Source organism: Sediminibacterium sp. (genome assembly GCF_051861365.1).
GTDB lineage: Bacteria > Bacteroidota > Bacteroidia > Chitinophagales > Chitinophagaceae > Sediminibacterium.
The window spans coordinates 1-12,264 of sequence record NZ_JBHYCW010000001.1 but is presented as its reverse complement, the minus strand read 5'-3'; the positions used below and the strand labels follow the sequence as shown (position 1 = coordinate 12,264).

9 protein-coding genes are annotated in these 12,264 nt (G+C 40.2%); 6 read left to right on the top strand and 3 right to left on the bottom strand.

Features of this window, described 5'->3' with window-relative positions:
- Positions 1–53: 53 nt before the first annotated feature.
- Together ACTIEV_RS00045 and ACTIEV_RS00040 are read right to left on the bottom strand one after the other, a co-directional pair.
- Positions 54–1,475 carry an outer membrane beta-barrel protein gene (locus ACTIEV_RS00045; RefSeq protein ID WP_322195892.1) on the bottom strand — a complete coding sequence of 474 codons (1,422 nt, stop codon included), beginning with the start codon at positions 1,473–1,475 and terminating at the stop codon, positions 54–56.
- Between the two features lie 10 nt (positions 1,476–1,485).
- On the bottom strand, positions 1,486–2,067 hold the full coding sequence (locus ACTIEV_RS00040; RefSeq protein WP_322195893.1) for an RNA polymerase sigma factor: 582 nt from the start codon (positions 2,065–2,067) through the stop codon (positions 1,486–1,488).
- Between the two features lie 187 nt (positions 2,068–2,254).
- Between ACTIEV_RS00040 and ACTIEV_RS00035 the strand changes: the two genes are divergently transcribed.
- The 5 genes from ACTIEV_RS00035 (at position 2,255) to ACTIEV_RS00015 (ending at position 9,241) form a co-directional block, all read left to right on the top strand.
- Positions 2,255–3,913 (top strand): DUF1800 domain-containing protein, encoded by a 1,659-nt coding sequence (locus ACTIEV_RS00035; protein ID WP_322195894.1) that lies wholly within the window; start codon positions 2,255–2,257, stop codon positions 3,911–3,913.
- Between the two features lie 11 nt (positions 3,914–3,924).
- Positions 3,925–5,496, top strand: coding sequence for a DUF1501 domain-containing protein (locus ACTIEV_RS00030; protein WP_322195895.1), 1,572 nt, complete (start codon positions 3,925–3,927; stop codon positions 5,494–5,496).
- A gap of 104 nt (positions 5,497–5,600) precedes the next feature.
- Complete coding sequence (locus ACTIEV_RS00025) at positions 5,601–7,928, top strand: TonB-dependent receptor (protein ID WP_322195896.1); 2,328 nt, start codon at positions 5,601–5,603, stop codon at positions 7,926–7,928.
- A 20-nt stretch (positions 7,929–7,948) separates the two neighbouring features.
- Complete coding sequence (locus tag ACTIEV_RS00020) at positions 7,949–8,503, top strand: hypothetical protein (RefSeq protein ID WP_322195897.1); 555 nt, start codon at positions 7,949–7,951, stop codon at positions 8,501–8,503.
- A 294-nt stretch (positions 8,504–8,797) separates the two neighbouring features.
- Positions 8,798–9,241 carry a DUF2721 domain-containing protein gene (locus ACTIEV_RS00015; protein WP_322195898.1) on the top strand — a complete coding sequence of 148 codons (444 nt, stop codon included), beginning with the start codon at positions 8,798–8,800 and terminating at the stop codon, positions 9,239–9,241.
- Between the two features lie 92 nt (positions 9,242–9,333).
- Here ACTIEV_RS00015 and ACTIEV_RS00010 read toward each other — a convergent pair whose 3' ends face one another.
- Positions 9,334–11,112: an ABC transporter ATP-binding protein gene (locus ACTIEV_RS00010; RefSeq protein WP_322195899.1), complete on the bottom strand. Its 1,779-nt coding sequence runs from the start codon at positions 11,110–11,112 to the stop codon at positions 9,334–9,336.
- Positions 11,113–11,617: 505 nt separating this feature from the next.
- Here ACTIEV_RS00010 and ACTIEV_RS00005 point away from each other — a divergent pair.
- A complete protein-coding gene (locus ACTIEV_RS00005) occupies positions 11,618–12,091 on the top strand; it encodes a ribonuclease H-like YkuK family protein (RefSeq protein WP_178888921.1) in 474 nt (157 codons plus the stop codon).
- Positions 12,092–12,264 lie beyond the last annotated feature (173 nt).

The window sequence follows — 12,264 nt, the reverse complement described above, 5'->3', positions numbered from 1 at the left end:
ACATAAAAAAGCCATCCGCCTTAGGTGGATGGCCATAAACAGATAGTAGTTGGTTATTGAATAGCCCTTGTAAAGCCTATACGCATGCCATAATCCATCAGGTATTCCTTGATGGGGTATTTATTGGAATAAGTAGGTAAGTGCTGATAACGAATCTGTGGTCCGATCTGCCAACTGGTTTTACCCGCTTTATAGCTAAGATTCAGTCCTATACTGGTATTGATATTCCATTTTCTGACCAAATCATTGCCTTCTGCATAATGTCTGTAATCGGTTGAAAGGAGATAAACACTTTTATTCAGGTTAAAAGTAGGTTGCACAGAAGCTTCCATATTAATACCTACATGTTTACCCTTGATCACATCCCACTGAATACCTATTGGAATGGCCAATTGGTATACTTTGTTCTCTAGTTCTGTTTGCTTATAGCCAACATTATTATTATAAGGAGAAAAACGTGTAATATTTTCTACGCCATTAAAGCTGATCAATGAAATCGTAGTAGGATCATAAGTGCGAGATTGGAATGTTTCGATTTGATACTGTCTGATATTTAGTTGTAAACCTGTTTTGAGTTTCAAGCGACTGCTTATATTGTACAGTACTGCAAAACCTACTTCCAAACCTACTGCCGGACGATGGCGTACAACTTCATTTACGTTTGATAATTGGTTCAACGGTGTATTTATAGGTAAAGAAGCAACAGCAGGCTGAATGATCTCTTTCACTTTTTCGTCGGATAAACGTCTATAACTGGTAGACGGCGTAATATAAAACTGAAAACCAAATTTTGAAACGGCAGAGCGTTTTAATGGCTGAGTTTTGTTGTAAGAAAAATCCTTCAGATAATCATCTGCTGTAGGATCTTTCTCTTGTAGCAAATGAATATCTTGAGCCGAAACTGTTTCATCAACCGGTTTTGCGGTGTTGATTTCTGATGCAACCACTTCTGAATGTTGAATCACTTCTAGAGGTTGCAGTAAAGCTTTGACAGGAAAAAGTGCTAAACTATTATTGTTTTTAGTATTTGAAATCGTCGGTTGTTGAATATTTTCTTTCGCGAGTGTGAGATCGGTTTGAGATAGACTATTATTGGTCGCAAACAGATCTGCAGCCGGATAATCCATTGCTGCAATGGTATTCATGGTAATATGAACCGGAGCCAGTTTATTGAAATAGTGACGGCTTTTTTCACCGGCTGCTTTATGCGCGGCAATGGTTTCTTGCTCCACCTTGGCAATGTTAGGGATTGACAATGGCTGAGGATGAAAATTCTCTTGGGTACTTAATACCGTACTTAATGTAAGCGCCGTAATAATAAATAAAGAAATAAAAGTAAGTGCCGGCCATGAACGATGTCCATGTAACTCAGTACGTATGTTGGTCCATACCCGATCGGATGGATACATACGGTGCTGCTTTACCTCATCGTGTAAAAACTGCTCAAATTCGTCTTGGTACTTCTGGTTTTCCATATTCAACACACTAGGATTTATTAAAGGCTGCGAGCCATTGATAATCCTGCTTGGGTGCCTCAATGATCTTTTTACGAATCAATATATTTTCCAGCATGGCTTTCGCTCGAGTGTACTGACTTCTACTTGTACTTTCCTCGATATCCAGCATGATGCCGATTTCTTTATGACTATACCCTTCTAACGCATACAGGTTTAAAACGGTACGATAACCTACCGGTAATAACCTGATGCATTCAATGATCTGTCGGGCTTGCATAATGGAAGGAATGGTTTCTTCTTTAATATGCACCGATGTAGCGAAACTGATATCCAAACTTTCATTGAATTTTTTATGCTTCTTTAGAAAGTTGATACAAGTATGCACAATGATGCGTCTGATCCATCCTTCAAATGCGCCCTTGTTCTGAAACGTATGTATTTGGGTAAATACTTTAATAAACCCCTCTTGTAACATATCCTCTGCATCTTCTCTGTTGGGTGCAAAACGATAGCACACACTCAGCATTTTAGGACTGTACCGATTGTACAACTCGCGCTGCGCAGCAGCGTCGTTTTGTAAACAGCCTGCAATGATAGCCTGCTCGGTCATGAGGGGTAAAATAGATTTACCCTAAATATAGACATATTTTACCTTCTGATGCTGCATTGTGTAACGGATTTGTATCTGTTAATTTATTAACTGATCATTAAAGCTTTCCGAAAAGCAAAAAGGAACGTACAAAAGCGTTATTTTAACGGAAAGATTTGATTTTCAAGATCCTATATAAAGCCTGAGTATGGAAGTAACCTTAACTAAACCCTCCGGCGGCATATTATCGCAGTCGAAAGATGATACCCCGCCACCCACTACCGGACTAGCACCTTATACGGGTCCCTGGACCGAGAGTGAAGTCATTCACTTGTTGAAGCGTGCATTGTTTGGCGCCAAAAGAAGTGATATTGCCTATTTTAAGACACTTACTTGTGCACAGGCGGTTGATTTGTTGTTGACCCTTCCGCCAGACCCACCTGCACCACCGGTAAAAGAGTATGCAACCCCTGCCAATGCTACCAATCCCGATACCAATATTTTACAAGGTGATACCTGGGTGAATGACCCTAACAACGACGGAACCGTTAATAGTTTAAGACGAAACTCTTTCAAAAAATGGTGGATGGGATTAATGATCAATCAAGATCAAAACCTGCGTGAGAAAATGACCCTGTTTTGGCATAACCATCTCGCAACGGAGAGTACCGAGGTCAATGCCCAGTTTCTGTACAAACATCATGCGCTTTTACGAAGTTTTGCTTTGGGGAATTTTAAAGCCTTAATGAAAGCTGTTACCATTGATCCGGCGATGTTGGTGTATTTGAATGGACAATTAAACCAAGCCGTTGCACCCGACGAAAATTATGGCCGTGAGTTACAAGAACTATTCTGTTGCGGTAAAGGTCCGGGTTCATTGTTCACAGAAGAAGATGTACAAGCTTCGGCACGTGTATTGACCGGTTGGAGAAACAATGTTAATACCATCTCTTCCTTTTTTGATAATAACCGACACGATAAAAAAGACAAAAAATTCTCTTCCTTTTATAACAATACTGTCATCATCGGTAAAAACGGACCAACTGCCGGGGAAGAAGAGCTGGATGCGATGCTCGATATGATCTTTGCTACCAATGAAGTGGCGGAGTATATGTGTCGCAGATTTTATCGCTGGTTTGTTTATTATGATATTGATGAAACAGTTGAAAACAATATCATCAAACCCCTGGCGGTCATTTTTCGAAATGCCAATTATGAAGTAGCTCCGGTACTACGTACTTTATTGATGAGTGAACATTTTTATGATATCCTTTCCAGAGGCTGTCAGATTAAGAGTCCGGTAGATTTGACTGTTGGATTATGTCGCGAATTCGAGATACCATTTGAACCTGCACCTGAGTATACCATCAACTATGGTCATTGGAATTATTTGGTAAATCAATGTAACAACTTGCAGCAGAATATCGGAGACCCACCTGATGTGAGTGGATGGAAAGCTTATTATCAGGAGCCTCAATTCTATGAGATATGGATTAATAGCGATACCCTTCCTAAACGAAATCAGTTTACGGATACCATGGTGATGAATGGATTTACTTTCGGAGGTAAACGTATGATCATTAATGGAGCTGAGTTTGCCAAAACATTCTCCAATCCCGGAGACCCCAATCAGTTGATCAATGAATTCACGAAACTGATGTATCGACTGGACATTTCAGATACTTCCAAAGCACAGATCAAAAAGGATATTTTATTGGGTGGACAATCAGAAGATTATTATTGGACCAATGCCTGGAATCAGTATATCAATAATCCGGGTGATATGGCCAATGCCACTACCGTTCGCAATTATATCCGTGATCTCCTCAAATATTTAATGAACCTCGCTGAGTATCAACTCGCATAAAATACAATACTATGAGAAGAAGGGATTTCTTACGCCATACAGTACCCGCCGGGGTGATGCTGCCTTCGTTGATCAATGGTATGACCGTAAAAGCTTATGGTGCTGAATCATTATTGATGCAAGGTTTATTTCCTGCAACAACAGATACGGATCATGTATTGGTAATTGTTCAACTCAATGGAGGGAATGATGGGCTGAATACCGTGATACCCATTGAATATTTCCCTAATTATATCCGCGCCAGATCCAATATGTATATCCCTCAACAAAAAGTATTGGGATTATCGGGGAATGATAGAGTCGGATTCCATCCTGCTATGACGGGCATGCAGGCTTTGTACAATGACGGAAAGATGAGTGTGATACATTCAGTAGGATATCCTCAACCCAATTTTTCTCATTTCAGGGCTACCGATATCTGGATGAGTGCCAGTGATAGCAAAGAAGTAGTGAACAGTGGTTGGACAGGTCGCTATTTGAATTATGAGTATCCGAACTTTCCGAATGGATATCCGAATAGTAGTATGCCGGATCCTTTGGCCATACAAATTGGATCCACCACATCTTTAGCTTTGCAAGGACCAGCTGTAAGTATGGGGATGAGTATTTCCAATCCCAGTAATTTTTATAACCTCATTGCAGGTGTTCAGGATCCTGCGCCGAATACACCGGCAGGAAAGGAATTGACTTATATCCGAAAAGTAGCACAACAAACCACCGCATATGCTGAAGTGATCAAAGCAGCTTCAGCGAAAGTGACACAACAGGCTGAATACCCGAATAATTCATTGGCAGCTCAGTTAAAGATTGTAGCGAGATTGATTGCAGGTGGATTAAAGACAAGAATTTATATGGTGAGCTATGGAGGGTTTGATACACATTCTGCTCAGGTGAATTCATTAGATCATACTACAGGTACACATGCGAACCTTTTAAAAAATGTAAGCGATTCGATCAAAGCTTTTCAGGATGACCTGAAATTACAGAAGGTAGACGATCGTGTATTGGGTATGACATTTTCTGAATTTGGCAGACGTATCAAAAGCAATGGAAGTACCGGAACCGATCACGGATCTGCAGCTCCCATGTTTGTATTTGGTAAAAATGTTGATTCAGGTGTAATCGGAGATACACCCAATATTCCCGTAACCGCTTCTTTCAATGATAACCTTCCTTTTCAATACGATTTCAGAAGTGTATATGCTACCATCTTAAACAAATGGCTTTGTGTGGATGCCGATGACTTGGAGCAGATCATGCTGAAAAACTTTCAGGTATTACCCATCGTCAACTCATTGGCATGTAATAAATCAGTGAACCTGTCAGGGGAGAATTTCATTACCAATTATCCCAATCCATTTACACAGTCTACCAATATCAGTTTTAAAACTGCGGGTGGACATACCCTCATCCAAATCATGGATACCATGGGAAGGGTATTGAAGAACCTCATCGACAGAGAATATGAGGCAGGCAATTACAATGTTGTTTTTGATGGTTCCGGATTACAACCGGGGGTTTATTATATCCGATTCCAGAATATGGTAGTTCAGCAGGTGAGGGCGATGTTAAAAGTGAGATAATCGGTAAATTTTTTGCAACAATGATGTAAAAATGAAAAAATCCTATTATTTTTACAACCTTGTTTCAAAAATTAAGATATCGGCTATTATGTCTCCTTATTCTGATGGGGGGAAGCATTGTTCAGGTGCTGGGGCAGTGTACGCTTGTTTTCTCCGGAAAAGTCATCGATGCTGATACCCGATTGCCTTTAAGTGGGGCACTGATACAAATACCTGCATTGAAGATCAGTAAGGCTACTGATGCAGAGGGTAATTTCAAGATCGCGGGAATCTGTGCCGGTAATTATGATGTGAATATTTCCCACGTAAGTTGTACACCTATCACTGAGCATCTTCATTTCAAAGATGATATCAAACACAATTTTTTTCTTCCGCATACCAGTAATGAACTGGCTGATGTAACGGTAAGAGGAACCATCAGCACCAAAGGCGCAGCCATTTCTCAGGATATCAAAGGGAAGGAATTGGAAGCGCTACGCGGACTTTCATTAGGGGAGTCTTTGCAGAAAATTACCGGCGTCAGTGTTTTGCAAACAGGTTCTAATATTTATAAGCCGGTGATTCATGGTTTACACAGCAATCGTGTTTTGATTCTGAATAATGGAATTCGGCAGGAAGGACAACAATGGGGTAGTGAACATGCTCCTGAAATTGATCCTTATGTGGCCAATCGATTATCAGTTGTAAAAGGAGCCAGCACCATTCGCTATGGAGGCGATGCGATTGGAGGTGTTGTATTGGTAGAACCTAAATTACTACGTTCTGTTCCAGGGGTGAGTGGAGAATTGAATATAGCAGCATTTTCGAATAATCGTCAGGGCACTTTATCTGGTATTATAGAGGGTAATTCAAAAAGAAATAATGCCTTCTCCTGGCGCTTACAAGGAACTGTTAAACGTGGTGGTAATGCCAGAACACCGAATTATTGGCTAGCGAATTCAGGTAATCAAGAGTTCAATGGTTCCGCAGCGATGGGTTGGCGTTCTGCTACAAACGGATTGGAATTTTTTTATAGTATTTTCAATACCAAACTGGCGATCTTCTCCGGATCACATATTGGTAATGTTACAGATCTGATGCAAGCCATCAGTAGTAAAGAACCGCCTGATTATATCCGTAATGTTGGATTTACTTATCAGATCAATAGACCTTATCAACAAGTACAGCATCAATTGATGAAAGTAAAAGCTTTTCGCAATACGGGTGATATCGGTAAGCTGAACATGATCTTATCACTACAACACAATTGGCGTAGAGAATATGATGTTAGACGCTTCCAAAGCAGTGCCAATGTACCACAACTGGATTTGAAAATGACCACATTGGGTACTGATCTGATCTGGGATCATTTTAATACCGGACATTTCAGAGGAACAGCCGGTATTACCGGAAGCTATCAGCGAAATAGCTATGAATACCGTTTGTTCATTCCAAATTATGAAGCATTCAATTTCGGTGCTTTTATTGTAGAAAAATGGAATTATCAAAGATGGTTGATTGAAGGAGGACTTCGTTTTGATCATCGTAGTATGGTGAATACCAATTCGAATGGTGGTATTCAATATCCTGATCGCAGATTTAATAATGTATCGGGTAATACCGGTATTTCTTATGAAGCAGCTGATGGACTTCAGTTCACCATCAATGCATCTACAGCGTGGAGGGCGCCACAGGTGAATGAATTATATAGTGATGGATTACACCATGGCTCTGCAAGAATAGAGAAAGGAGATGCAAATTTGCAACCTGAACGATCGAATAGTGTTTTGTTCAATACGGTGTATAACCGAGGTAGATGGCATATCGATGCAGGTGCTTATGTAAAAAGAATTGACGGATTTATTTATCTCTTTCCTGTATTTCCTCCGGAGCTTACCATCAGGGGAGCGTTTCCTACTTTCCGTTTCGGACAAGCACCGGTGGCCATGCATGGTTTTGATTTGAATGCTGCCTATACGATCAGTTCACATTTTCAAGTGGATGCAAAATCCTCGATCGTACGTGCTAAAAACAGGAATACCAAAGAATGGATGATACAAATGCCGGCAGATCGTTATGAAGCCGGCATTCAATATAGTTTGGGTGATTTTAAAAAATGGGAAGAAACCTATATCAAACCAACCGTACAATACGTGAGCAGACAAACACGTGTTCCTGCTACCGGTAATATTCCGGTAGTGAAACCGGATGGAAGTACTGCCATGGAATCAGATTATCTGATGCCGCCACCGGCTTATGCTTTACTTGGATTAGAAGTAGGAACGATTTTACAAACCAAACATCAAAAAATTCAGTTTACAATAACCGTGAGTAATGCCTTGAATGTTGTGTATAGAGAATACATGAATGCCTTCCGTTATTTCTCCGATGAAATGGGTAGAAATATTGGATTGAAAATTAAGATTCCCATTGAACCCAAAACCAAATCATAATTTCTAAAAATCAAGTGTGTATGAAAAAGCAACTTTCTTATTTGATGGTAGCGTTACTGATGGTCACTTTTGTAGCAACCGGATGTAAAAAAGATCCCCAAAAACCGGAGAACGAAGAGGAATTGATCACAACATTAAGGTTGACTTTTACTGAAGTGGGTGGAACAGCTACTTCAACAGTTACTTTCAAAGATGCCGATGGTCCGGGCGGTAATGCTCCCACACAAAATGAACAAATCATATTAGCGCCTAACAAGCAGTACAACTGTACCGTTCAGGTATTGGATGAAAGTAAATCGCCGGCTAAAGATATTACTATAGAAATCAATGCAGAAGCCAACGATCATCAGTTCTATTTTCAGCCAAATGGGGTGAATATTACTATAAATGGTTTGAATACAGACCCGAATGGTCGTCCTTTGGGTGTTACCAGCAGATGGAATTGTGGTGCTGTAAGCGGTCCGGGTACCGTAAAAGTTACCCTGAAACATAAGCCGGGTTCTAAAGGATCCAATGATCCTGTAACCGTTGGTGAAACAGATATTGAAGTGAATTTTGTAGCACGCATTCAATAATTTTTCTCAGGGTTTTGTTTTAGTTTAAGCATTGAGGCTGTATCAGACTTTTGATACAGCCTCTTTTTTTTAGTCCATAGTCCATGGTTCATCGACCATCAGCCATGAACCATTAGCCATCAAACAAATCTCGCAGCGGTTACTTTATTTTGAGACATCCCCAATCTTTTACTATAGACCATGGACCATGGACTATCGACTATAAGCCATGAACCATAAGCCATCAAACCAATCTCGCGGCGGTCACTTCATTTTTGACACCCCCTAAATACCGGTTCTTTCTTAATTTTAAGCATGGAGATCAACTTAAACACACCCGCATTGCTGTTCCCCGCCATTAGCCTCATCATGCTGGCATATACCAATCGGTTCCTTTCTTTATCGAATCGTATTCGAAGCTTGCATGATAAATACCAGAGCCATGAACAGAAACATATCATTCATGGTCAGATCAAAAACCTACGTTACCGATTGAAGCTGATCAAAAATATGCAGGCATTGGGGGTGGTTACTTTTTTAGGCTGTATCATCTGTATGTACCTCATCTATACCCAATTCATGATCGCCGCCAATATTGTATTTGCCATCAGTTTGATCTGCTTTGCTGCTTCCTTGTTTCTTTCTCTTATTGAAATCCAACTCAGCACCAAAGCCCTTGAATTAGAACTCAGTGATATGGAAGGACTGGAAGATCCTTCGGTGATTGAGTATTTTAGAAAGAAGTTTGGAAGGGACTAGGAAATAAGAAATAAGAAACATGAAATAAGAAATCAGAAACGGAGAGAAATTTCACTTCCTGATTTCTTATTTCATGTTTCTTATTTCTCTGTTTAAACGGGTATAGATAAATTTTTTCTTTCGCCAATCTGCTGTCTCCACATAGCATAGTACAATCCCTTTTCATTGATGAGCGAACTATGATTGCCTGTCTCCACTACTTGTCCTTTTTCTAAAACATAGATCCGATCTGCATGCATGATGGTACTTAAGCGGTGAGCAATCATAACTGTGATCTGTTCTTTCTCTCTCGAGATATTACGGATGGTATTGGTGATTTCTTCTTCGGTGATACTATCCAATGCAGAAGTTGCTTCATCAAAAATCAATAAACGCGGATGTCTGAGTAATGCTCTGGCAATAGATAAGCGCTGTTTTTCTCCACCACTCAATTTCAATCCACCTTCACCAATCATGGTGTCCAAACCTTTTTCCGCACGTGATAATAAATTGTTGCAACTGGCTTTGGATAAAGCTTCCAGTAATTCTGCCTCAGTAGCTTGTGGGTATACAAAGCTGAGATTTTCTCTGATGGTACCGGCGAATAATTGTGTATCCTGCGTTACAAATCCGATCTGATTTCTCAGTTCATCAAAATTCATATTGGCGCCATTCACTTTGTTATAATAAATATGTCCCTCTTGTGGACGATACAATCCTACCAACAATTTCACCAAAGTACTTTTTCCGGAACCGGATGGTCCAACAAAAGCAATGGTTTCTCCTTTCTTTACATCAAATGAAATACCATCCAATGCACGATATTGAGCAGTCTGGTGTTTGAACACTACCTGATCAAATGCCAATTCTTCAATGGTGCCCACTTGTTGAGGATGATCGGGTCTGGGTTCTACTTTTTTGCCCATCAGGTTATGAAAATTTTGTAAGGAAGCTTCTGCCTCACGATAACTCATGATGATACTTCCGATCTCTTGTAATGGACCAAAAATGAAGAAGCTATAAAACTGTAATGAAATCAATTGACCCACTGTTAAAACATCACGATAAATCAACCACATCAAGGTAAAAGTAATGACCTGTCTGAGAAAGTTCACCATGGTGCCCTGAATAAAACTAAGTGAACGTATACTTTTCACTTTTTTCAATTCAAGCCCCAGAATTTTATACGTGTTGGTATTGAGTCGTTTTACTTCTTGATCTGTCAGTCCCAGACTTTTTACCAATTCAATATTTCTTAAACTCTCTGTGGTGGAACCTGCTAATGAAGTGGTTTCCTTTACGATATTTTTTTGGATCACTTTGATTTTCTTACTCAGCAAGTTGGTGACAAAAGCAATCATCAAAGCGCCACCCAAATAAATAGGAACAATCGACCAGTGAAGTCTGGTAGCATAAATAGATACAAAGACCACACTCACAATGATGCCGAATAATACATTGATGACATAACCGATGAATTTCTCGGTATCAGAACGAACTTTGGTAAGGATCGATAAAGTTTCGCCACTGCGCTGGTCTTCAAATTCCTGATAGGGCAGGCGCATAGAATGTTTCAATCCATCGGTAAAGATTTTCGCGCCAAATTTTTGGATGATGACATTTACGGTATAATCCTGAAAAGCTTTGGCGATTCGGCTCACCATGGCAGTTCCTACCAACAGCAGCAACATGAACATAATGCCATTGATGAACTGACTTTCTGTACGAAAACTGCCATCCGGGTTTATTTTAGGGCTATTGGCGAACTGATCAATGAGTTTACCAAAGATCATAGGGTCGAAAAGTGAGAAAGTTTGATTGATCCCAGCCAGCACCAAAGCCAGCACCACGAGCCATTTATAAGGTTTGAGATAATGCAGGAGAATTTTCATGTATAAGATTTGAGTGCAATTAACCTTCAATTTCCGTACAAATATTGAAAATGTGACAAAGTTGCGGGGCGTCATAGTCCATAGTCCATGGTCGATAGTCCATAGTAGGAAGCCATTATTGTCCGGGGAAAATAGGCTGTGAGCCTTGAGCCACAAGCTCCGTGCTAAGATTGCCGGCTATTGTAGACTATCTGCATTTCTAGAATAAATAGAGGGGTTTGCGAAATAGTTTTTGGAAAATACTTGTATAAAAGAAGTATTTGATCGTTACAACGATGCTATTTGAAGCTGCAAATTCAATATTAAAAGGCGCATAGCTCAAGGCACGCAGCTCATAGCTGATTTTACCGGACAGCAATGTTAGGAAGCTTATGGCAGATGAATTGTGCTTGCCATGGACTATGGACCATCAGCTATGGACTAATCCACACTTGTGAACAATAAGAAATTCTTAACTCGTTCAAGGAAAGCAGATTAATCGGTAACTTACAAAAACCTTCCACTTATGCGTTGGAGAAAATTCAATGGTGAACCTATTCACCTTCCCATCAAAGAAGCTGTAGCAGAAGCTATTAAAAGGGAGTCTGCGAATGGCACTAAGCTCAAAGTATGTATCGGAACCGACAGCCAGGTTAAGGGCGATGATACCGAATTTGCAACGGTCATCGTTTTTCTGCGCGAACACAATGGTGGGTTCATGTACATTCACAATGAGAAGACCAAGCAGAAATACCACATCAAAGAGCGGATGTTGGTTGAAGTAGCCAAAAGTATAGAGATCGCCTATGAACTCTGTGATCTCTTTATTGAGCACCAGGTAGACATGGAAGTGCATGCCGACATCAATACCAATCCGCAATTCAAAAGCAATGATGCATTACGCGAAGCCATGGGTTATATCCTAGGTATGGGCTTTGCCTTCAAAGCCAAGCCGGAAGCTTTTGCGAGTAGTTGCTGTGCTGATAAGGTGGTGAACTGAATCGCTTGAAAATTTCGTTGAACGGCGGAATAATTTATTTATTCCGTGTGCATACCTGTCTCCGCAATCATTGTTTTCTCTCAACTTTTATGGGCTGCAGATTTTTTATGATTATTATGATGAGCGCCGATAGATTACCATCATAAACCATCATAAAAATCTGCGTTCCATCA

What these genes read in the sequence shown, in the direction of transcription:
- ACTIEV_RS00045 (WP_322195892.1), bottom strand. Translation starts at nt 1,475, where the DNA reads ATGGAAAACCAGAAGTACCAAGACGAATTTGAGCAGTTTTTACACGAT.
- ACTIEV_RS00035 (WP_322195894.1), top strand. Translation starts at nt 2,255, where the DNA reads ATGGAAGTAACCTTAACTAAACCCTCCGGCGGCATATTATCGCAGTCG.
- ACTIEV_RS00040 (WP_322195893.1), bottom strand. Translation starts at nt 2,067, where the DNA reads ATGACCGAGCAGGCTATCATTGCAGGCTGTTTACAAAACGACGCTGCT.
- ACTIEV_RS00005 (WP_178888921.1), top strand. Translation starts at nt 11,618, where the DNA reads ATGCGTTGGAGAAAATTCAATGGTGAACCTATTCACCTTCCCATCAAA.
- ACTIEV_RS00010 (WP_322195899.1), bottom strand. Translation starts at nt 11,112, where the DNA reads ATGAAAATTCTCCTGCATTATCTCAAACCTTATAAATGGCTCGTGGTG.
- ACTIEV_RS00020 (WP_322195897.1), top strand. Translation starts at nt 7,949, where the DNA reads ATGAAAAAGCAACTTTCTTATTTGATGGTAGCGTTACTGATGGTCACT.
- ACTIEV_RS00015 (WP_322195898.1), top strand. Translation starts at nt 8,798, where the DNA reads ATGGAGATCAACTTAAACACACCCGCATTGCTGTTCCCCGCCATTAGC.
- ACTIEV_RS00030 (WP_322195895.1), top strand. Translation starts at nt 3,925, where the DNA reads ATGAGAAGAAGGGATTTCTTACGCCATACAGTACCCGCCGGGGTGATG.
- ACTIEV_RS00025 (WP_322195896.1), top strand. Translation starts at nt 5,601, where the DNA reads ATGGGGGGAAGCATTGTTCAGGTGCTGGGGCAGTGTACGCTTGTTTTC.